The organism is Streptomyces bacillaris (genome assembly GCF_003268675.1).
GTDB lineage: Bacteria > Actinomycetota > Actinomycetes > Streptomycetales > Streptomycetaceae > Streptomyces > Streptomyces bacillaris.
Map to the genome: position 1 here is coordinate 5576182 of NZ_CP029378.1, position 19525 is coordinate 5595706.

Annotated in this window: 19 protein-coding genes and 1 pseudogene; 15 read left to right on the forward strand and 5 right to left on the reverse strand. The window is 72.3% G+C overall.

Features of this window, described 5'->3' with window-relative positions; all coding sequences use genetic code 11:
* The first annotated feature begins 119 nt into the window (after nt 1-119).
* Nucleotides 120-1361, forward strand: coding sequence for a radical SAM family heme chaperone HemW (hemW, locus tag DJ476_RS24120; RefSeq protein ID WP_103421357.1), 1242 nt, complete (start codon nt 120-122; stop codon nt 1359-1361).
* A 121-nt stretch (nt 1362-1482) separates the two neighbouring features.
* Here the strand turns inward: hemW and DJ476_RS24125 are convergent, their stop codons facing one another.
* Together DJ476_RS24125 and DJ476_RS24130 are read right to left on the reverse strand one after the other, a co-directional pair.
* Nucleotides 1483-2301: a DUF3097 domain-containing protein gene (locus tag DJ476_RS24125; protein ID WP_112491551.1), complete on the reverse strand. Its 819-nt coding sequence runs from the start codon at nt 2299-2301 to the stop codon at nt 1483-1485.
* A gap of 148 nt (nt 2302-2449) precedes the next feature.
* Nucleotides 2450-3181, reverse strand: a complete 732-nt coding sequence (locus DJ476_RS24130) for an MBL fold metallo-hydrolase (RefSeq protein ID WP_112491552.1) — start codon at nt 3179-3181, stop codon at nt 2450-2452.
* 178 nt (nt 3182-3359) lie between these two features.
* On the opposite strand from DJ476_RS24130, the gene hrcA reads away from it, so the two are divergent.
* The 7 genes from hrcA (at nt 3360) to DJ476_RS24165 (ending at nt 10016) form a co-directional block, all read left to right on the forward strand.
* Nucleotides 3360-4376: a heat-inducible transcriptional repressor HrcA gene (gene hrcA, locus DJ476_RS24135; protein WP_018487101.1), complete on the forward strand. Its 1017-nt coding sequence runs from the start codon at nt 3360-3362 to the stop codon at nt 4374-4376.
* On the forward strand, nt 4377-5516 hold the full coding sequence (dnaJ, locus tag DJ476_RS24140; RefSeq protein WP_019766199.1) for a molecular chaperone DnaJ: 1140 nt from the start codon (nt 4377-4379) through the stop codon (nt 5514-5516). It begins immediately after the preceding gene.
* Nucleotides 5517-5648: 132 nt separating this feature from the next.
* Complete coding sequence (locus tag DJ476_RS24145; protein ID WP_112491553.1) at nt 5649-6725, forward strand: nitronate monooxygenase; 1077 nt, start codon at nt 5649-5651, stop codon at nt 6723-6725.
* Nucleotides 6722-7468 carry a 16S rRNA (uracil(1498)-N(3))-methyltransferase gene (locus DJ476_RS24150; RefSeq protein WP_103421353.1) on the forward strand — a complete coding sequence of 249 codons (747 nt, stop codon included), beginning with the start codon at nt 6722-6724 and terminating at the stop codon, nt 7466-7468. The genes DJ476_RS24145 and DJ476_RS24150 overlap by 4 nt, the downstream gene beginning before the upstream one ends.
* Nucleotides 7469-7670: 202 nt before the next feature.
* Nucleotides 7671-8030, forward strand: coding sequence for a histidine triad nucleotide-binding protein (locus DJ476_RS24155; protein WP_053561315.1), 360 nt, complete (start codon nt 7671-7673; stop codon nt 8028-8030).
* 37 nt (nt 8031-8067) lie between these two features.
* The gene (locus DJ476_RS24160; protein ID WP_112491554.1) at nt 8068-8979 is read left to right on the forward strand and encodes a ribonuclease Z; all 912 of its coding nucleotides are present in this window, start codon (nt 8068-8070) and stop codon (nt 8977-8979) included.
* 44 nt (nt 8980-9023) lie between these two features.
* On the forward strand, nt 9024-10016 hold the full coding sequence (locus tag DJ476_RS24165) for an adenosine deaminase (protein WP_103421351.1): 993 nt from the start codon (nt 9024-9026) through the stop codon (nt 10014-10016).
* On the opposite strand, the gene DJ476_RS24170 is transcribed toward DJ476_RS24165, so the two are convergent.
* The gene (locus DJ476_RS24170) at nt 9980-11332 is read right to left on the reverse strand and encodes an MFS transporter (protein WP_112491555.1); all 1353 of its coding nucleotides are present in this window, start codon (nt 11330-11332) and stop codon (nt 9980-9982) included. The genes DJ476_RS24165 and DJ476_RS24170 overlap by 37 nt on opposite strands.
* A gap of 452 nt (nt 11333-11784) precedes the next feature.
* Here DJ476_RS24170 and DJ476_RS24175 point away from each other — a divergent pair.
* The 7 genes and pseudogenes from DJ476_RS24175 to DJ476_RS24205 all read left to right on the forward strand — a co-directional run bounded on the left by DJ476_RS24175 (nt 11785) and on the right by DJ476_RS24205 (nt 17920).
* Nucleotides 11785-12965, forward strand: a pseudogene (locus DJ476_RS24175) (carbohydrate kinase family protein).
* Nucleotides 12966-13140: 175 nt separating this feature from the next.
* Nucleotides 13141-14205: a PhoH family protein gene (locus DJ476_RS24180; protein WP_079167591.1), complete on the forward strand. Its 1065-nt coding sequence runs from the start codon at nt 13141-13143 to the stop codon at nt 14203-14205.
* 12 nt (nt 14206-14217) lie between these two features.
* Nucleotides 14218-14715, forward strand: a complete 498-nt coding sequence (ybeY, locus tag DJ476_RS24185) for an rRNA maturation RNase YbeY (RefSeq protein ID WP_103421348.1) — start codon at nt 14218-14220, stop codon at nt 14713-14715.
* Nucleotides 14712-16007, forward strand: a complete 1296-nt coding sequence (locus DJ476_RS24190; protein WP_070204051.1) for a hemolysin family protein — start codon at nt 14712-14714, stop codon at nt 16005-16007. The genes ybeY and DJ476_RS24190 overlap by 4 nt, the downstream gene beginning before the upstream one ends.
* Nucleotides 16004-16411 carry an MmcQ/YjbR family DNA-binding protein gene (locus DJ476_RS24195; RefSeq protein WP_112491556.1) on the forward strand — a complete coding sequence of 136 codons (408 nt, stop codon included), beginning with the start codon at nt 16004-16006 and terminating at the stop codon, nt 16409-16411. The genes DJ476_RS24190 and DJ476_RS24195 overlap by 4 nt, the downstream gene beginning before the upstream one ends.
* A 34-nt stretch (nt 16412-16445) precedes the next feature.
* Complete coding sequence (locus DJ476_RS24200) at nt 16446-16808, forward strand: cytidine deaminase (RefSeq protein WP_019766909.1); 363 nt, start codon at nt 16446-16448, stop codon at nt 16806-16808.
* 86 nt (nt 16809-16894) lie between these two features.
* Nucleotides 16895-17920 carry a GTPase Era gene (locus tag DJ476_RS24205; RefSeq protein ID WP_181006680.1) on the forward strand — a complete coding sequence of 342 codons (1026 nt, stop codon included), beginning with the start codon at nt 16895-16897 and terminating at the stop codon, nt 17918-17920.
* Nucleotides 17921-17945: 25 nt separating this feature from the next.
* Here the strand turns inward: DJ476_RS24205 and DJ476_RS24210 are convergent, their stop codons facing one another.
* Both DJ476_RS24210 and DJ476_RS24215 read right to left on the reverse strand, forming a co-directional pair.
* The gene (locus DJ476_RS24210) at nt 17946-18212 is read right to left on the reverse strand and encodes a protealysin inhibitor emfourin (RefSeq protein ID WP_019766907.1); all 267 of its coding nucleotides are present in this window, start codon (nt 18210-18212) and stop codon (nt 17946-17948) included.
* Between the two features lie 93 nt (nt 18213-18305).
* Nucleotides 18306-19385 (reverse strand): M4 family metallopeptidase, encoded by a 1080-nt coding sequence (locus DJ476_RS24215; RefSeq protein WP_103421346.1) that lies wholly within the window; start codon nt 19383-19385, stop codon nt 18306-18308.
* Nucleotides 19386-19525 lie beyond the last annotated feature (140 nt).

The following is a 19525-nucleotide window of genomic DNA, read 5'->3' on the forward strand; positions in this document are numbered from 1 at the left end:
CCGGGCGGGCCGGGTGGGCCTGGCGGACCGGGTGGACCGGACGGACCAGGCTGACCGGGTGGACCAGGTGGGCCGGGCTGAGAGCCTCCCGGTCCGGGAAACCTCCGGGGCGAGCGACAATGGGCGGTATGCCTTCCGTACTTCCCGATGGTGAGCCCGTGCCCGACGACGGGGCGCTGCCCCGCCATGCCCTGGAAGGCGCAGCCGACCGCCCGCTCGGCTTCTACCTGCACGTTCCGTACTGCGCCACCCGCTGCGGCTACTGCGACTTCAACACCTACACCGCCACCGAGCTGCGCGGCTCCGGCGGCGCCCTCGCCTCCCGCGACAACTACGCCGCCCATCTGATCGAGGAGGTCCGCCAGGCCCGCAAGGTCCTCGGCGACGACCCCCGCCCGGTCCGTACCGTCTTCGTCGGAGGCGGGACGCCCACGCTGCTCCCCGCCGCCGATCTCGTACGGATGCTGGCCTCGATCAAGGAGGAGTTCGGGCTCGCGGAGGACGCGGAGATCACCACCGAGGCCAATCCGGAGTCCGTCGATCCGGCCTACCTCTCCGCCCTGCGCGAGGGCGGCTTCAACCGGGTCTCCTTCGGGATGCAGAGCGCCAAGCAGCATGTCCTGAAGATCCTGGACCGCACCCACACCCCCGGCCGCCCCGAGGCCTGCGTGGCGGAGGCGCGGGCGGCGGGGTTCGACCACGTCAACCTGGACCTGATCTACGGCACCCCCGGCGAGTCCGACGACGACTGGCGGGCCACCCTGGACGCGGCGATCGGCGCGGGCCCCGACCATGTCTCCGCGTACGCGCTCATCGTCGAGGAGGGCACCCAGCTCGCCCGCCGCATCCGGCGCGGCGAGATCCCCATGACCGACGACGACGCCCACGCCGACCGCTATCTCATCGCGGACGAGGCCTTCGCCGCCGCTGGGTTCGACTGGTACGAGGTCTCCAACTGGGCCACCACCGAGGCCGGCCGCTGCCTCCACAACGAGCTGTACTGGCGCGGCGCCGACTGGTGGGGCGCGGGCCCCGGTGCCCACAGCCATGTCGGCGGCGTGCGCTGGTGGAACGTGAAGCACCCGGGCGCGTACGCCCAGGCGCTGGCCGAGGGCCGTTCACCGGGCGCGGGCCGCGAGATCCTGGCCGAGGAGGACCGCCGGGTCGAGCGCATCCTGCTGGAGCTGCGCCTCCGCGACGGCTGCCCGCTCGATCTCCTCAAACCCGACGGCCTCGCCGCCTCCCGCCGCGCCCTCACCGACGGACTTCTTGAGCCGGTTCCGTACGAGGAGGGCCGCGCGGTCCTCACCCTGCGCGGGCGGCTCCTGGCCGACGCGGTGGTGCGGGACCTGGTGGACTGAGCCCGGGGGCCGGGGCCGGAGGGCTGGTAGCCCACGGGTCAGGGACCCGGCAGACGGAAGACGATGGGGCAGGGACCCGGCAGCCGGAACCCGAAGGCCGAGGGTCCGGCCCCGGATCACGTCACTCCGGCAGCGTCACGAAGTCGATCAACTCCTCCACCCGCCCCAGCAGTTGCGGCTCCAGGTCCTTGTAGCTGTGCACCGTGGACAGGATGTGCTGCCAGGCCGCCCCCGTGTTCTCCGGCCACCCCAGCGCCCGGCACACCCCCGTCTTCCAGTCCTGGCCCCTCGGCACCACCGGCCACGCCCCGATCCCCACCGACGACGGCTTCACCGCCTCCCACACGTCGATGTACGGGTGGCCCACCACCAGCACATGCGGGTCCGAGACCTGCGCCGCGATCCGGGACTCCTTGGAACCGGTCACCAGGTGGTCGACCAGCACCCCGAGCCGCGCGTCCGGGCCCGGTCCGAATTCCGCGACGATCGCCGGGAGGTCGTCGATGCCCTCCAGGTACTCCACGACCACGCCCTCGATGCGCAGGTCGTCGCCCCACACCCGCTCGACCAGCTCCGCGTCGTGCCGGCCCTCCACATAGATCCGCCCCGCCCGCGCCACCCGGGCCCGCGCACCGGGCACCGCGACCGAGCCGGAGGCCGTACGGGTGGGGCGCGCCGGTCCGCCGGGGGCCGGGCGGACCAGGGTGACCACCTTGCCCTCCAGCAGGAAGCCGCGCGGCTCCATCGGGAAGACCCGGCACTTGCCGAACCGGTCCTCCAGGGTCACCGTGGGCCCCTGGGCCGTCTTCTCGCAGCGGATCACCGCCCCGCAGAAACCGGTGGTGACCTCCTCCACGACCAGATCGGGTTCGGCGGGGACCTCGGGCACGGGGGCGGACCGCTTCCACGGCGGGGTCAGGTCCGGCTGGTAGCTGCGCATGGCACGACGATAATTCGCCCCGCCGGTACGGGGATTCGCACCCCGTCACGACACGCGAGCCGGAGTGCACGCCCGCGCGCCACGTGAGCCCCGAGCCCCCGCGCCGCCTCACGCAACCCGAGGCCCCTCACCCCACCGGAGAAGCCCCTCACCCCACCCCGAACCGCTCCGCCAGCGCCTCCCGCTGCCCCCGGACGAACGCCGCGTCCACCACCGCCCCGTGACCCGGTACGTACAGCGCCTCGTCGCCGCCCAGCTCCAGCAGCCGGTCCAGGGCGGCCGGCCAGCGGGAGGGGATCGCGTCGCGGCCCGCCTGCGGGTCGCCCGACTCCTCCACCAGGTCGCCGCAGAGCACCACCGGAGGCTCCCCGTCCGTGCCCGGGACCAGCACCGCGAGGTCGTGGCCGCTGTGGCCCGGGCCCACGTTGGCCAGCAGCACCTGACGGCCGCCGCCCAGGTCGAGCGTCCACTCGCCGGTCACCTCGTGGTGCGGGACCACCAGCGTGTCCACCGCCCGGTGCGCCTCCTCCTCCGCGAGCCCGTGGTGCACGGCCGAGGCGGTCAGCCCGTCCGCCGAGCGCTCCAGCAGCGCGGTGATCCCCACCGCCCCGTACACCTGCGCCCCCGCGAACGCCGCCGTGCCCAGCACATGATCGAAGTGCGGGTGGCTCAGTGCGATATGTGTCACCCTCCGGCCGAGCAGCACCTCGGCCTGCCTGCGCAGCTCGACGCCCTCGCGCAGCGTCGAGCCGGTGTCGTACAGGAGCACCCCGTCCGCCCCGGCCACCAGCGCCACCGTGGCGTCCCAGCCCGGCAGGCGCCGCCGCCCGACACCGTGACCCAACCGCTCCCAGCCGAAGTCTTCCCACAACACGTCCATGGGGCGACGCTATCGGCAACGTCCCGGACGGCTCGGCGGCGGCATGGCCGGTCGCCCTTGCCCAGGCCCCACCCCACCCCCGTACACTGACCGGTGGGTAGCTGGCACTCGTACGCACCGAGTGCCAGACGGAGAGCCGGGACAGAGCCCCGGGGAACGACAGCTGGAGGTGTGCGCCATGCTCAGCGAACGCAGACTCGAGGTGCTGCGCGCCATCGTCCAGGACTACGTCGGCACGGAGGAGCCGGTCGGCTCCAAGGCGCTGACCGAGCGGCACCAGCTGGGGGTCTCCCCGGCCACCGTCCGCAACGACATGGCGGTGCTGGAGGAAGAGGGCTTCATCGCGCAGCCGCACACCAGCGCGGGGCGCATCCCCACCGACAAGGGGTACCGCCTCTTCGTCGACAAGCTCGCGGGCGTCAAGCCGCTCTCCTCGGCCGAGCGCCGGGCCATCCAGAACTTCCTCGACGGCGCGGTCGACCTCGACGACGTGGTCGGCCGGACCGTGCGGCTGCTCGCGCAGCTGACCCGGCAGGTCGCGGTCGTGCAGTACCCCTCGCTGACCCGCTCGACGGTGCGCCACGTCGAGCTGCTCTCGCTCGCCCCCGCCCGGCTGATGCTCGTCCTGATCACGGACACCGGCCGGGTCGAACAGCGTATGATCGACTGCCCCGCGCCCTTCGGCGAGGCATCGCTCGCGGATCTGCGGGCCCGGCTCAACAGCCGGGTCGTCGGACGCCGCTTCGCCGATGTCCCCCGGCTGGTGCGGGAGCTGCCGGAATCCTTCGACAGCGAGGACCGGGGAACGGTTTCCACGGTTCTCTCCACCCTCCTCGAAACCCTGGTCGAGGAGACGGAGGAGCGGCTGATCATCGGCGGCACCTCCAACCTCACCCGCTTCGGGCACGACTTCCCTGTGATGATCCGGCCGGTGCTGGAAGCACTGGAGGAGCAGGTCGTCCTGCTGAAGCTGCTCGGTGAGGCCACGGACCCAGCCATGACCGTGCGGATCGGGCACGAGAACGCCCACGAGGGGCTCACCTCCACGTCCGTCGTCGCGGTCGGCTACGGTTCGGGCGACGAGGCAGTCGCCAAACTCGGCGTGGTCGGACCGACCCGCATGGACTACCCCGGAACGATGGGAGCGGTACGCGCAGTGGCACGTTACGTCGGACAGATCCTGGCGGAGTCGTAAGTGGCCACGGACTACTACGCCGTACTCGGCGTACGCCGCGACGCATCGCAGGACGAGATCAAGAAGGCATTCCGTCGGCTCGCCCGCGAGCTGCACCCGGATGTCAACCCGGACCCGAAGACCCAGGAGCGGTTCAAGGAGATCAACGCCGCTTACGAGGTGCTCTCGGACCCGCAGAAGAAGCAGGTCTACGACCTCGGCGGCGACCCGCTCTCCGCCAACGGCGGTGGTGGCGGCGCGGGCGGCTTCGGAGCCGGTGGCTTCGGCAACTTCTCCGACATCATGGACGCGTTCTTCGGCAACGCCGCGCAGCGCGGGCCCCGTTCGCGCACCCGGCGCGGCCAGGACGCCATGATCCGCCTGGAGATCGACCTCAACGAGGCGGCCTTCGGCACCACCAAGGACATCCAGGTCGACACGGCGGTCGTCTGCAACACCTGCAGCGGCGAGGGCGCGGCCCCCGGCACCTCCGCCCAGACCTGTGACATGTGCCGCGGCCGCGGTGAGGTCTCGCAGGTCACCCGGTCCTTCCTGGGCCAGGTCATGACCTCGCGCCCCTGCCCGCAGTGCCAGGGCTTCGGTACGGTCGTGCCGACGCCGTGCCCGGAGTGCGCCGGTGACGGCCGTATCCGCTCGCGCCGCACGCTCACCGTCAAGATCCCCGCGGGCGTCGACAACGGCACCCGCATCCAGCTCGCCGGTGAGGGCGAGGTCGGCCCCGGCGGCGGCCCGCCCGGCGATCTGTACGTGGAGATCCACGAGGTCGCGCACCCCGTCTTCCAGCGGCGCGGCGACGATCTGCACTGCACGGTCACCATCCCGATGACCGCGGCCGCCCTCGGCACCAAGTGTCCGCTGGAGACGCTGGACGGCCTGGAGGAGATCGACATCCGGCCCGGCACCCAGTCCGGCCAGTCGGTGCCCCTGCACGGACGCGGCATCACGCATCTGCGCGGCGGCGGCCGGGGCGATCTGATCGTCCACGTCGAGGTGATCACCCCGAACAAGCTCGACGCCGAGCAGGAGCGGCTGCTGCGGGAGCTGGCGAAGCTCCGCGGCGAGGAGCGGCCCCTGGGCCAGTTCCAGCCAGGTCAGCAGGGCCTGTTCTCGCGGCTGAAGGACGCTTTCAACGGCCGCTGAGACGTTTTCCGCCTTTCACCGCACCGCCCGCCGGTCCCCGACCGGCGGGCGGCGCTGCGTTCGGCGGGAGATCCGGTCACGCCGGACGCTGGCTGATTCGGCCCTGTGCGACGGACGTGGCACGATGCGTTCATGTCCTCCGCGTTGACCGATCTCTGCCGGTATCCGATCGTGCAGGCCCCCATGGCGGGCGGCGCCTCCGGACCTCAGCTCGCCGCCGCCGTCATCGAGGCCGGTGCGCTCGGGTTCCTGGCCGCCGGGTACAAGACGGCCGACGGGATGTACAACGAGATCAAACAGCTGCGCCGGCTCACCGGCGGCCCGTTCGGCGTCAACCTCTTCATGCCGCAGTCCGCCCTCGCGGACCCCAGTGCCGTCGAGGTCTACCGCCACCAACTGGCCGGTGAGGCCGCCTGGTACGAGACCCCGCTCGGTGACCCCGACAGCAGCGCCGGTGACGACGGGTACGAGGCCAAGGTCGCCATCCTGCTGGAGGACCCCGTTCCGGTGGTCTCCTTCACCTTCGGCTGCCCCACCCGCGACACGCTGGACGCCTTCGCCGAGGCGGGGACGTACACCGTCGTGACCGTCACCTCCGCCGAGGAGGCCCAGGCAGCCCAGTGGGCCGGTGCCGACGCCGTCTGCGTCCAGGGCATCGAGGCGGGCGGCCACCAGTCCACCCACCGCGACGACCCGCAGGCCGACCACACCGGCACCGGGCTGCTCACCCTCGTCACCCAGGTCCGCGAGACCGTCCAGCTGCCGATCGTCGCCGCGGGCGGCCTGATGCGCGGCGGCCAGATCGCCGCCGTCCTCGCGGCCGGGGCCGACGCCGCCCAGCTCGGCACCGCCTTCCTCGTCTGCCCCGAGTCCGGCGCCCACCTGCTCCACAAGCAGGCCCTGACCAACCCGCTCTTCGTCCGCACCGAGCTGACCCGCGCCTTCTCCGGGCGGCCCGCGCGCGGCCTGGTCAACCGGTTCATCCGCGAGCACGGCCCGTACGCCCCCGCCGCCTACCCCCAGGTCCACTACCTGACCACCGGGCTCCGCCAGGCCGCCGCCAAGGCCGGGGACGCCCAGGGCATGGCCCTGTGGGCCGGGCAGGGCCACCGCATGGCCCGCGAACTGCCCGTGGCCGAGCTGGTCGAGCTGCTCGCCACCGAGCTGGAGGCCGCCCGCACGGCCCTGACTGTGAGGAGCCCGCAGTGACGGCACCGGTCTTCGTCGTCGAACGGATGCCCACCGGACCGGAGTTCGTGCTCGACGGCCCCGAGGGGCGGCACGCCGTGTCGGTCCGGCGGCTGGAGCCCGGTGAGGACGTCGTCCTCACCGACGGGCTCGGCCACTGGGCGGAGGGCGTGGTCCGCTCCGCCGAGGGCAAGGACCGGCTGACGGTCACCGGCATCGGGACCGTCCACGAGGAGCCGGAGCCCGCGCCCCGGATCACCGTCGTCCAGGCGCTCCCCAAGGGGGACCGGGGCGAGCTGGCCGTGGAGACCATGACCGAGACCGGCGTCGACGCGATCGTGCCGTGGCAGGCCGCCCGCTGCATCACCCAGTGGAAGGGCGACCGGGGCGCGAAGTCCCTGGCGAAGTGGCGCAGTACGGCCCGGGAGGCGGGCAAGCAGTCCCGCCGCGTCCGCTTCCCCGAGGTGGCCGGGGCCATGACGACCAAGCAGGTCGCCGCGCTGCTGGCCGGTGCCGACTTCGCCGGGGTCCTGCACGAGGACCGCGACCACGACAGCACCCCCCTCGCCACCGCCGAACTCCCCGCCACCGGCAGCATCGTGCTCGTCGTCGGCCCCGAGGGCGGGGTCTCCCCGCAGGAGCTGACCGCCTTCGCCGAGGCGGGCGCCCGCCCGTACCGGCTGGGGCGCAGCGTGCTCCGTACGTCCACGGCGGGCACGGCCGCGGCCGCCCTGCTGCTGGGGCGCACGGGGCGCTGGGGCTGAGCACGGTCCGGTGCCGTACCGGGCACCGGGGCGTGCGGGGCGCCGGGGGTGAACACAGCCCGGAGTCGTACGGGGCACTGGTGCCGGACCGAAGCCGAGGGTCCGGGCCGAACGCCGCCCGGCCGCCCGGCCGCCCGGCCGCCCGGCACGAAGGCTTAGCATGAGCCGTACTGATCATCAGCGAGCGAGGAGGCCCGGCGCCATGGCGGGAGAGCCGCAGACCGACTGCCTGTTCTGCAAGATCGTCTCGGGAGACATCCCGGCGACCATCGTCCGGGAGAGCGACACCACCGTGGCCTTCCGCGACATCAACCCGCAGGCCCCGACCCACGTCCTGGTCATCCCCAAGGTCCACTACCCGGACGCCGCCTCGCTGGCCGCCGCCGAACCGCAGGTCGCCGCCGACGTGCTGACCGAGGCCGGGGCGGTCGCCGCCGACGAGAAGATCGACTCCACCGGCTACCGGATCATCTTCAACACCGGCTCCGGCGCAGGCCAGACCGTCTTCCACGCGCACGCCCACGTCCTGGGCGGCCGCGGCCTCCAGTGGCCGCCCGGATAACCCTTCCCGTACAGCAGTAGCGCAGGAGCGTTTCCCCATGTCCGTACGCGAGCTGGTGGTGCTCGGCACCGCCAGCCAGGTCCCCACCCGGCACCGCAACCACAACGGCTATCTGCTGCGCTGGGACGGCCAGGGCATCCTCTTCGACCCCGGCGAGGGCACCCAGCGCCAGATGCTGCGGGCCGGGGTCGCCGCGCACGACATCGACCGGATCTGCGTCACCCACTTCCACGGCGACCACTCCCTCGGGCTCGCCGGGGTGATCCAGCGCATCAACCTGGACCAGGTGCCGCACCCCGTCACCGCCCACTACCCGGCGAGCGGGCAGCACTTCTTCGACCGGCTGCGGTACGCCACCGCCTACCGCGAGACCGTCGAGCTGGCCGAGGCCCCGGTCGCCGGAACAGGCGGGGTCCTCGCCACCACCCCCACGTACACCCTGGACAGCCACAAGCTCTCGCACCCCGTCGAGTCGTACGGCTACCGCCTCACCGAGCCCGACAGCCGCCGGATGCTGCCCGCCCTCCTCAAGGAGCACGGCATCAGCGGGCCGGACGTCGGCCGTCTCCAGCGCGAGGGCGCCCTCGGCGGCGTCACCCTGGAGCAGGTCTCCGAGCACCGGCGCGGGCAGCGGTTCGCGTTCGTCATGGACACCCGGCTCTGCGACGGGGTGTACGCGCTCGCGGAGGGGTGCGACATGCTCACCATCGAGTCGACCTTCCTCGACGAGGACGAGAAGCTCGCCACCGACCACGGCCACCTCACCGCGGGCCAGGCCGCCCGGGTGGCGAAGGAGTCCGGCGTACGCCATCTGGTGCTGACCCACTTCTCGCAGCGCTACAGCGACCCCGAACTCTTCGAGACCCAGGCCCGCGCCGCCGGGTTCGACGGCGAACTCACCGTCGCGCAGGACCTGATCAGAGTCCCGCTCCCGCCCCGGCGCCACTGAACCACCGCAGTCCGAAAAAGCCGCACCACCGTTTGCGAGACACCGTGCACCTCCCCAAGGCCGAACTCCACCTCCACATCGAAGGCACCCTCGAACCCGAACTCGCCTTCGCCCTCGCGGAGCGCAACGGGGTGACCCTGCCGTACGCCACCACCGACGAGCTGCGCCGGGCGTATCAGTTCGAGGACCTTCAGTCCTTCCTGGACCTCTACTACGCGCTGATGGCCGTGCTGCGGACGGAGGAGGACTTCACCGAACTCGCCGACGCCTACCTCGCCCGCGCAGCCGCCCAGGGCGTCCGGCACGCCGAGATCTTCTTCGACCCGCAGGCCCACACCGCCCGGGGCGTCCCCATCGGCACGGTCATCGAGGGACTGGGCCGGGCGCTGGAGCGCAGCGAGGAGACCCACGGCATCTCCACCCAGCTCATCCTGTGTTTCCTCCGCGACCTCTCCGCCGAGGCCGCCCTCGGCACCCTGGACGCCGCCCGCCCCTACCTCCACCGGATCAGCGCGATCGGCCTGGACTCCGCCGAGGTCGGCCACCCGCCCGCCAAGTTCCGCGAGGTGTACGAGGCGGCCACCGCCCTCGGTCTGCGCAAGGTGGCCCACGCGGGGGAGGAGGGGCCGCCGGAGTACATCCGGGAGGCGCTGGACATTCTCGGCGTGGAGCGGATCGACCACGGGCTGCGCTGCATGGAGGACCCGGAGCTGGTGGCGCGGCTGGTCGCGGACCGGGTGCCGCTGACGCTCTGCCCGCTCTCCAACGTACGGCTGCGCACGGTCGACACGCTCAAGGACCACCCGCTGCCGGAGATGATGGCGGCGGGGCTCCTCTGCACGGTCAACTCCGACGACCCCGCCTACTTCGGCGGGTACGCGGGCGACAACTTCGACGCCGTACGGGACGCGCTCGCCCTGGACCCCGAGCAGCTGCGCACCCTGGCCCGCAACTCCTTCGAGGCGGCCTTCCTCGACCACGACGAGGAGCGCCGGGCGCGCTATCTGTCCGAGGTCGAGGCGTACGCGTTCGACTGACCGGGCCCGCCGTCCGGACCGGCCGTCCGGATCGCGCTGCGCACCAGCCGCCTGCGCCGTACGCGGAGTTCGGTGACGGGCTGCTCCGGTGAGCCCAGCTTCGGCACCGCACCGGAGAGGCTGCCGGTGGTGGCGGCCAGCAGCGCGGCCGGGGCACCACCGCGGCGGCGGACCGAGCCGGGCACCAGCGGGCGGCCACCGGTGTGCAGCGCCACGGCGGTCACGGGCGCGGCGACCAGGAGGGTGGCCGCGCCCAGGACCAGCCCCATCGCCGGATAGCCGGCCTCCTCGGAGAGCACGCTGCCCAGGAGCGGGCCGCAGGCGACGCCCACGGAGGAGGCCGAGCCCGCCAGGACCGCCCAGCGGCCCCGTACGTCCAGGGAGGCGGCCAGACCGATCAGATAGGAGAGGACCACCGGGTAGACGGTGTTCCACAGGATCTCGCCGGTCGCGAACGAGGTGAGGTCCCGGGCCGAGGAGCTGAGCACGATGCTCCCCGAGATGATCACGGTCCCGAGCCCGATCGGCACCGCCCGGCCCACGCGCGCCCCCAGCACCCCGGCGCCCATCACGCCCAGCAGCCCCGCGCCGAGGGCGGCGGCGAAGACCGCGCCGACGGTCACCTCGGTCAGCCCCGCCTGCGTGATGCCGATGCGGCTGCTGACGCCCCACAGCGCGTTCTGCGCCATGGACCAGACGAGCATCCCGCCCGCCAGGACGAGACCGGAACGGCGGTGCGGCAGCCGGCCGGTGAGCGGGGAGGCGGACTCCTCGGGGGCCGTGGGGCCGTTCAGCCGTGCGGTCGCGGGCCAGACGAGCAGGGCCACCAGCGCGACCGCGGCGAAGGGGAGCCGGTGGCCGCCGCCGAGGTGGGGGATCGTCAGATAGAGGGCGCCCGCCGTCGCGGAGACCGTGAGCAGCCCGAGCGAGGACGTCCGGTGCGGGTCGCGCTGGGCGGCGATCCCGGCCGCCGCGACCGCCGTCGCCGCCCCCGAGCCGAAGCCGCCGACCACCACGGAGAGCACCACCAGCGGTACGGACCCGGCCAGCGCGGCGGAGCCGTACCCCAGGGCGGCCAGCACCAGCCCGATCCGGGCCGGGGTGCGGGACCCGTACCGTTCGACCCGCCCCGCCAGCGTGAACCCGGCGCTCGCCGAACTCAGCAGCAGGGCACTGCCGACCAGTCCCGCCTGCGCGGCAGTCAGCCCGAGATGGGCGCTGAGCCGGCCGACGATGGTGGGGAGCAGGTAGGAGGCGAGGTAGCCGGCCGTGAAGACGGCTACGACGGGCCACGCGGTGCGCGGGCGCGAGGACATGGGCGTTCCTGGAGACATGCCTGAGCAGGCAGGGGGAGGGGAGGGGGTGGAGCGACGCGCGCAGGGCAGGGCGAGGCAGGGCGGAGCGGAGCCGAGCGATGCCGACGCGCGGGAAGGGAAGGCAGGGGGAAGACAGAGGGAAGGCAGGGGAAACGCAGTGAAATACGGGGAGATGCGAGAAGTGCGGCTCTCGTCGGGCAACGTCCCCGAAGGTGCTCGCGGGGCAATTTGTATCAAGCGCCCCCAGCCCACCGAAAGCCGCCTCGCTGTGATCTGGGCCACTTATGCGTTTATGCACTCGGAAGCCGGGTAGAGGCGCATGTTTATGCAGGTCAGCGCCGCCCGTAGGGCAGCCCCGCATCGGCGGGGGAGGCTCCACCCCGATGCCCGAATCGGGCAGACTGGCCGGATCTCACACTGTCCAGATCTGCCGCACGGCCGGGGAGCGCACGGTGAGCACTGACACTCCAGGAATCGACCCCCTGCTGGCGCTGCGCGCGCCGCAGGACCCCGCCTGTGACGTCTTCCTGACGGGCACGGTCTTCCTCGACATCATCTTCACCGGCCTCGACAGCGCCCCCGTGCGCGGCACCGAGTCCTGGGCCCGGGGATGGGCTCCAGTCCCGGCGGCGTCGCCAACATGGCCACCGCGCTCGCCAGGCTCGGCCTGCGCACCTCACTCGCCGCCGCGTTCGGGGACGACCACTACGGGGAGTACTGCTGGGACGCGCTCGAACAGGGCGAGGGCATCGACCTGTCGATGTCGCACACGGTCCCCGGCTGGCACTCCCCGGTGACCGTCTCGATGGCGTACGAGGGTGAGCGCACGATGGTCTCCCACGGCCACGAGGCCCCGGCGCCGACGACTTTCCCGGGCACGGTCCCGGGGCCTTCGGACCCCGACGCCCCCACCGGAACAGCCCCCACCGGAAACGCCCCTGCGAGCGCCCCCGCCCCGCACCCCGCCTTCCCCCAGTGCCCGCCGCGCGCCCGGGCCGCCATCGCCTCGCTCGTCCCGGGGCGCAGCGAGCCCTGGGTGGCCACCGCCGCCCGGCACGGCGCGCTGATCTTCGCGGACGTCGGCTGGGACGAGACCGGCCGCTGGGACCTGGACGCGCTGCCCGAGCTGGCGCACTGCGAGGCGTTCCTGCCCAACGCCGAGGAGGCGATGCGCTACACCCGTACGGACTGTCCGCGCGCCGCCGCCCACGCCCTCGCGGAACGGGTCCCGCTCGCCGTGGTCACCCTGGGAGCCGAGGGCGCGTACGCCGTCGACGGGCGGACCGGGGCCGCCGCCCAGGTGCCCGCCATCGAGGTGGAGGCGCTGGACCCGACGGGGGCGGGGGACGTCTTCGTGGCCGGGTTCGTCACGGGCACCCTGGCCGACTGGCCGCTCGCGGACCGCCTCGCCTTCGCCGGGCTGACGGCCGCGCTCTCGGTCCAGGAGTTCGGCGGCTCGCTCTCCGCCCCCGGCTGGGCCGAGATCGCCGCCTGGTGGCAGCGCATCCGCACCCTCGACGACCAGGACCCGGCGGCCCTGGAGCGGTACGCGTTCCTGGAGGAGCTGCTGCCCACCACGGCCCGCGCCTGGCCGCTGCGGCGGGCGGTCCCCACGATCGGCTTCCGCCAGTGAGCGGGCACCGGCGGCCGGGGCCGGCGAGCACCGGCGCCCCCACCGGCCCCTCGTACACACGGCCGGTAAAAGAACTCCGCGTTGTCACCGTCAAGTCGTAGGCTTGGTGATCCAGAGGTTGTCGAACAGCGAGAACCCTGCAACGGGAGGTATGCGCAGGCCCGAGGGCCGGCCCATGACTCAGTCATCCACACAGCCGCAGGCGCGTGCCCAGATCCGCATCCCGGCCGCACACCCCATGGTGATGCTCCTCGGATCGGGTGACTCGCTGTTGCGCGTGATCGAAGAGGCCTTCCCGGCGGCCGACATCCATGTCCGGGGCAACGAGATCAGCGCCACGGGCGAGGCGGCCGACGTCGCCCTCATCCAGCGCCTGTTCGACGAGATGATGCTCGTGCTCCGCACCGGAGCGCCGATGACGGAGGACGCAGTGGAACGGTCGATCGCCATGCTCAGGGCGGCCGGCACCGGCGAGGGAGACCCGCAGGGCGAGACACCCGCCGAGGTGCTCACCCAGAACATCCTCTCCAACCGCGGCCGCACCATCCGCCCCAAGACGCTCAACCAGAAGCGGTACGTCGATGCGATCGACCAGCACACGATCGTCTTCGGCATCGGCCCCGCGGGCACCGGCAAGACCTACCTGGCCATGGCCAAGGCGGTCCAGGCGCTCCAGTCCAAGCAGGTCAGCCGGATCATCCTGACCCGCCCCGCGGTCGAGGCGGGGGAGCGGCTCGGCTTCCTGCCGGGCACCCTGTTCGACAAGATCGACCCGTATCTCCGCCCGCTCTACGACGCCCTGCACGACATGCTCGACCCCGACTCGATCCCGCGGCTGATGGCGGCGGGCACGATCGAGGTGGCGCCGCTCGCATATATGCGCGGCCGGACCCTGAACGACGCCTTCATCATCCTCGACGAGGCGCAGAACACCAGCGCCGAGCAGATGAAGATGTTCCTCACCCGCCTCGGCTTCGACTCCAAGATCGTCATCACCGGTGACATCACCCAGGTCGACCTGCCGAGCGGCACCAAGAGCGGGCTGCGGCAGGTCCAGGAGATCCTGGAGGACGTGGACGACGTGCACTTCTCCCGGCTCAGCTCCCAGGATGTCGTCCGGCACAAGCTCGTCGGCCGTATCGTCGACGCGTACGAGAAGTACGACAGCCGAAACGGTCAACGAGACGGTCAGGCGGACGGCCGGGAAGACGGCCGGCGCGACCGGCGTAAAGGGAAGTAGTCGCAGCGCACCATGTCGATCGACGTCAACAACGAGTCCGGAACCGAGGTCGACGAGCAGGCGATCCTCGACATCGCCCGCTATGCCCTGGCCCGGATGCGGATCCACCCGCTCTCCGAGCTCTCGGTGATCGTGGTGGACACCGACGCCATGGAGCAGCTGCACATCCAGTGGATGGACCTCCCGGGTCCGACCGATGTCATGTCCTTCCCGATGGACGAGCTGCGGCCGCCGCGCAAGGACGACGACGAGCCCCCGCAGGGGCTCCTCGGTGACATCGTGCTCTGCCCGGAGGTCGCGAAGCGGCAGGGCGAAGAGGCGCCGACGCAGCACTCCATGGACGAGGAGCTCCAGCTCCTGACCGTCCACGGGGTGCTGCACCTGCTGGGGTACGACCACGAGGAGCCCGACGAGAAGGCCGAGATGTTCGGCCTCCAGGCCGCCATCGTGGACGGCTGGCGCGGTGATCAGGGGCTCACCGGCCCGTCCCCCGCCCCCACCGTCTCGTGATCGCGCCCCTGATCACCGGAGCCGTCCTGCTGGTCGTCGTCGGCTGGCTGGCCGCCTGCGCCGAGGCGGGCATCGCCCGCACGTCGAGTTTCCGGGCGGACGAGGCGGTCCGGTCCGGGCGGCGCGGCAGTGCGAAGCTCGCGCAGATCGCCGCCGACCCGACCCGCTATCTCAATGTGGCCCTGCTGGTGCGGGTCGCCTGCGAGATGTCGGCCGGAGTGCTCGTCACGTACGTCTGCCTCCAGAAGTTCCCGGAGACCTGGGAGGCACTGGCCTTCGCCATGGGCGTCATGGTCCTCGTCAGCTATGTCGCCATCGGGGTCTCCCCGCGCACCATCGGCCGCCAGCACCCGCTGAACACGGCGACGGCCTCGGCGTACGTCCTGCTGCCGCTGGCCCGGATCATGGGCCCGATCCCGCAGTTGCTGATCCTCATCGGCAACGCGCTCACCCCCGGCAAGGGGTTCCGCAAGGGCCCGTTCGCCAGTGAGGCCGAGCTGCGGGCCATGGTCGACCTCGCGGAGGCGGAGTCGCTGATCGAGGACGACGAGCGCCGCATGGTGCACTCGGTCTTCGAGCTGGGGGACACGCTGGTGCGCGAGGTGATGGTGCCGCGCACGGACCTGGTCTCCATCGAGCGGTTCAAGACGGTCCGTCAGGCCCTCACCCTCGCCCTGCGCTCCGGCTTCTCCCGGATACCGGTCACCGGGGAGAACGAGGACGACATCGTCGGGATCGTCTATCTCAAGGACCTGGTCCGCAAGACCCACATCAACCGCGACTCCGAGGCCGACCCGGTCTCCACCGCGATGCGCCCCGCCGCCTTCGTCCCCGACACCAAGAACGCCGGGGACCTGCTGCGCGAGATGCAGCGGGACCGCAGCCATGTCGCCGTCGTCATCGACGAGTACGGCGGCACGGCCGGCATCGTCACCATCGAGGACATCCTGGAGGAGATCGTCGGGGAGATCACCGACGAGTACGACCGCGAGCTGCCGCCCGTCCAGGAGCTGGAGAACGGCTGCTACCGGGTGACCGCCCGCCTCGACATCGGGGACCTGGGCGACCTCTTCGGGCTCGACGAGTACGACGACGAGGACGTGGAGACCGTCGGCGGCCTGCTCGCCAAGGCGCTCGGCCGGGTCCCGATCGCCGGGGCCTCGGCCCTCGTCGACCTTCCCGACGGCCGCCGCCTCCGCCTCACCGCCGAGTCCCCGGCCGGCCGCCGGAACAAGATCGTCACGGTGCTGGTGGAGCCGGAGGAGAAGGAAGCGGAGACGGAGACCGTATGACCCCGGAGCGGCTGCGCGCCTTCTGCCTGGAGTTCAACGCGAGCGTGGAGGAGTTCCCGTTCGGCCCGGAGACCTCGGTCTTCAAGGTGCTCGGCAGGATGTTCGCCCTCACCTCGCTGGAGGCCCAGCCGCTGACCGTCAACCTCAAGTGCGACCCGGACGACGCGGTCCGCCTCCGCGAGGAGCACCCGGCGGCCGTCGTGCCCGGCTGGCACATGAACAAGCGCCACTGGAACACGGTGACCGTCTCCGGCGTCCCGGAGAAGCTGCTGCGCGAGCTGATCGAGGACTCCTACGACCTGGTGGTCGCCGGCCTCCCCAGGGCGGACCGGCTCCGGCTGGACCGGCCCTGGGGCCGGTCGTCAAACTGCCGCCTGCCGCGCGGTCCGCGCCGGGGCGCATGATCCGCCGCGCCCGGCCGCTTCGTATGCTCGTGCCATGACCGACACCACCGGCACCACCGACCTCGACGCCGAGGACCGCAAGATCGTCACCCTGGCGCGCAGCGCCCGCGCCCGCAACGGAGTGGCCGAGGGCGCCGCCGTACGCGACGAGACCGGGCGTACGTATGTGGCGGGCACCGTGGCGCTGGAGTCGCTGAAGCTGAGCGCCCTGCAGACCGCCGTCGCCATGGCCGTCGCCAGCGGCGCCACCTCGCTGGAGGCCGCCGCCGTCGTCTCCGCCGCCGAGACCCCCGCCGACGAGGACCGCGCCGCCGTACGGGACCTGGGCGGACCGGAGACCCCGGTGCTGCTCGCGGGCCCGGACGGCACCCTCCGGCTGCGGGTCACGGCGGGCTGACCGACCGCCCCGCGCCCGTGTCCGCGGCGGCCCTCCGGCGCGTCCGTGCGGACCGCTGTGCGGGAGCGCCGCCGCGATCGGGGAGAATGGTCGCCATGAGCGCTCGACCGAACCAAGAAGCCGCTGCCCAGCGGGCGGAGAACGACGCCCCCCACCGGGCCGGTTTCGCCTGCTTCGTGGGCCGTCCCAACGCGGGCAAGTCCACCCTGACGAACGCTCTGGTCGGCCAGAAGGTGGCGATCACCTCCAACCGGCCCCAGACCACCCGGCACACCGTGCGCGGCATCGTCCACCGCGACGACGCCCAGCTGATCCTGGTCGACACCCCCGGCCTCCACAAGCCGCGCACGCTGCTCGGCGAGCGGCTGAACGACGTGGTGCGCACGACGTGGGCCGAGGTCGACGTCATCGGCTTCTGCCTGCCCGCCGACCAGAAGCTCGGCCCCGGCGACAAGTACATCGTCAAGGAGCTGGCGGGGATCAGGAAGACCCCCAAGATCGCCATCATCACCAAGACCGACCTGGTCGAGTCCAAGGCGCTGGCCGAGCAGCTCCTCGCCGTCTCCGCGCTCGCGGAGGAGCTGGGCTTCGAGTGGGCCGAGATCGTGCCGGTCTCGGCTGTCGAGAAGGAAGGGGCGGGACGCAGTCCCTCGGACAAGGGTGGTGGCGGGCGAGGGGCAGGCCAGGTCGACCTGCTCGCGGACCTGATCGCCCCGCTGCTCCCGGAGAGCCCGCCGCTCTACCCGGAGGGCGACCTCACCGACGAGCCGGAGATGGTCATGGTCGCGGAGCTGATCCGCGAGGCCGCGCTGGAGGGCGTACGGGACGAGCTGCCGCACTCCATCGCCGTCGTCGTCGAGGAGATGCTGCCGCGCACGGACCGCCCGGCGGACAAGCCGCTGCTGGACATCCACGCCAACGTCTACATCGAGCGCCCCAGCCAGAAGGGCATCATCATCGGCCCGAAGGGCAAGCGGCTGAAGGAAGTGGGCACCAAGTCGCGCAAGCACATCGAGGCGCTGCTCGGCACCCCCGTCTTCCTGGACCTGCACGTGAAGGTCGCCAAGGACTGGCAGCGCGACCCGAAGCAGCTGCGGAAGCTCGGCTTCTAGCCGCGTACGCCGGAAGGTGCCGGTCTCACGCGCCCTCCTTGAGGACGCGTGAGACCAGCGTGCGCTGCGCCCCGGTCAGATCGGGGTCAGCGCAGTACACGGTGCGGTCCCCGACCGTGATCGCGTACCGGAAGCCGTCCGGCACCCCGGACGGCGGCGCGTCCGGGGTGGTGGCGAGGACCTCCGCGGCGAGCGACTCCCACTCCGCCGCGTCCTCACGGCCCTCGGTGTCGATCGCCTGGGTGCGGGAGATGCCGGCGAAGCCGCCGGTGCGGGTGACCTGAATACGCATGGGGTCCTGTCTAGCGGGGGCGGGGCGGGCCCTCAACCCCGCCGTACGGGGCCGGGGCGGTCACGCCCGCCTCACGGGTCCGACTCCGCGGTCTCACTCCGCCGTCGGTACGCCCACCTCGGACCAGGCCTTCAGGACCGCCTCCTTCTCGCCGCGCTCCCCGAACCGGCTCCCCGCCGCCGCGACCGTCAGCCGGGCGAACTGCGCGAAGTCCGCGTTGGCCGTCAGTTCGCCGCCGGTCAGCACGTCGAACCAGATCTGCCCGGCCCGCTCCCAGGCGTTGCCGCCCAGCGCGTTGGCCAGCAGGTAGAACGCCCGGTTGGGGATGCCGGAGTTGATGTGGACCCCGCCGTTGTCCTCCTCCGTCTCGACGTACTCCTCCATCGAGGCGGGCTGCGGGTCCTTGCCCAGCACATCGTCGTCGTACGCCGTGCCCGGGGCCTTCATCGAGCGCAGGGCGTCCCCGCTGACCCGGGGCGCCAGCAGTCCGGCGCCGATCAGCCAGTCGGCCTGCTCCGCGCTCTGGCCCAGTGAGTACTGCTTGACGAGGGAGCCGAAGACGTCGGAGACCGACTCGTTGAGCGCGCCCGACTGGCCTTCGTAGCGCAGGTTGGCGGTGTACTGGGTGAGGCCGTGGGCCAGTTCGTGGGCGATGACGTCGATGGCGTACGTGAAGTCGAGGAAGATCTCCCCGTCGCCGTCCCCGAAGACCATCTGCTCGCCGTCGAAGAACGCGTTGTTGTACTCGTGGCCGTAGTGGACGGAGCCGATGAGCGGCAGGCCCTTGCCGTCGATCGAACTGCGCCCGTAGGCGGAGAGCAGCAGTTCGAAGGTGGCGCCGAGTCCGGCGTACGCGCGGTTGACGCTGGCGTCCGAGGTGGGCTTGTCGCCCTCGCCGCGGACCTTGGTGCCCGGCAGGGAGGTGCCGTTCTCGCAGTCGTACAGGGTGCGGTGGGGCTTGGAGGGGACCGCGCCCGCCGTGGGGGTGGCGGGCGCGGCGGCCAGGGCCGTCAGCCGACGGCGGTCTCGGCGGAGGCCGTCGGCCTCCAGGGTGCGGCGGGCGGGGTCGGCCAGCCGGGGGTCGCCGGAGTGCGAGAGCTTGTCGAGGACGTGGGGCGGCACGATGGTGCAGAAGACGGGGTTCAGCCCGTCGGCGTTGGTTCGAGGCTGCATGATTCGACTGTGGCACTCCGTCACCGCCCTGTCACTGGTTGCGACGATGATTGACGAAATGGAGTGATGAGTCATCGTTTTCCCCTCATCGATGCCCGGTCCCGCATACTGATACGGACCGACACCCCGGGCCACCCTCG

Excerpts from the sequence above, each read along its gene's own strand:
- DJ476_RS24130 (WP_112491552.1), bottom strand. The coding sequence starts at position 3,181 with ATGGACGTGTTGTGGGAAGACTTCGGCTGGGAGCGGTTGGGTCACGGT.
- DJ476_RS24215 (WP_103421346.1), bottom strand. The coding sequence starts at position 19,385 with ATGCAGCCTCGAACCAACGCCGACGGGCTGAACCCCGTCTTCTGCACC.
- DJ476_RS24200 (WP_019766909.1), top strand. The coding sequence starts at position 16,446 with ATGACCGACACCACCGGCACCACCGACCTCGACGCCGAGGACCGCAAG.
- ybeY (WP_103421348.1), top strand. The coding sequence starts at position 14,218 with ATGTCGATCGACGTCAACAACGAGTCCGGAACCGAGGTCGACGAGCAG.
- DJ476_RS24205 (WP_181006680.1), top strand. The coding sequence starts at position 16,895 with ATGGTCGCCATGAGCGCTCGACCGAACCAAGAAGCCGCTGCCCAGCGG.
- DJ476_RS24145 (WP_112491553.1), top strand. The coding sequence starts at position 5,649 with ATGTCCTCCGCGTTGACCGATCTCTGCCGGTATCCGATCGTGCAGGCC.
- hemW (WP_103421357.1), top strand. The coding sequence starts at position 120 with ATGGGCGGTATGCCTTCCGTACTTCCCGATGGTGAGCCCGTGCCCGAC.
- DJ476_RS24195 (WP_112491556.1), top strand. The coding sequence starts at position 16,004 with ATGACCCCGGAGCGGCTGCGCGCCTTCTGCCTGGAGTTCAACGCGAGC.
- DJ476_RS24210 (WP_019766907.1), bottom strand. The coding sequence starts at position 18,212 with ATGCGTATTCAGGTCACCCGCACCGGCGGCTTCGCCGGCATCTCCCGC.
- DJ476_RS24160 (WP_112491554.1), top strand. The coding sequence starts at position 8,068 with ATGTCCGTACGCGAGCTGGTGGTGCTCGGCACCGCCAGCCAGGTCCCC.
- DJ476_RS24170 (WP_112491555.1), bottom strand. The coding sequence starts at position 11,332 with ATGTCCTCGCGCCCGCGCACCGCGTGGCCCGTCGTAGCCGTCTTCACG.
- DJ476_RS24125 (WP_112491551.1), bottom strand. The coding sequence starts at position 2,301 with ATGCGCAGCTACCAGCCGGACCTGACCCCGCCGTGGAAGCGGTCCGCC.
- DJ476_RS24180 (WP_079167591.1), top strand. The coding sequence starts at position 13,141 with ATGACTCAGTCATCCACACAGCCGCAGGCGCGTGCCCAGATCCGCATC.
- DJ476_RS24155 (WP_053561315.1), top strand. The coding sequence starts at position 7,671 with ATGGCGGGAGAGCCGCAGACCGACTGCCTGTTCTGCAAGATCGTCTCG.
- hrcA (WP_018487101.1), top strand. The coding sequence starts at position 3,360 with ATGCTCAGCGAACGCAGACTCGAGGTGCTGCGCGCCATCGTCCAGGAC.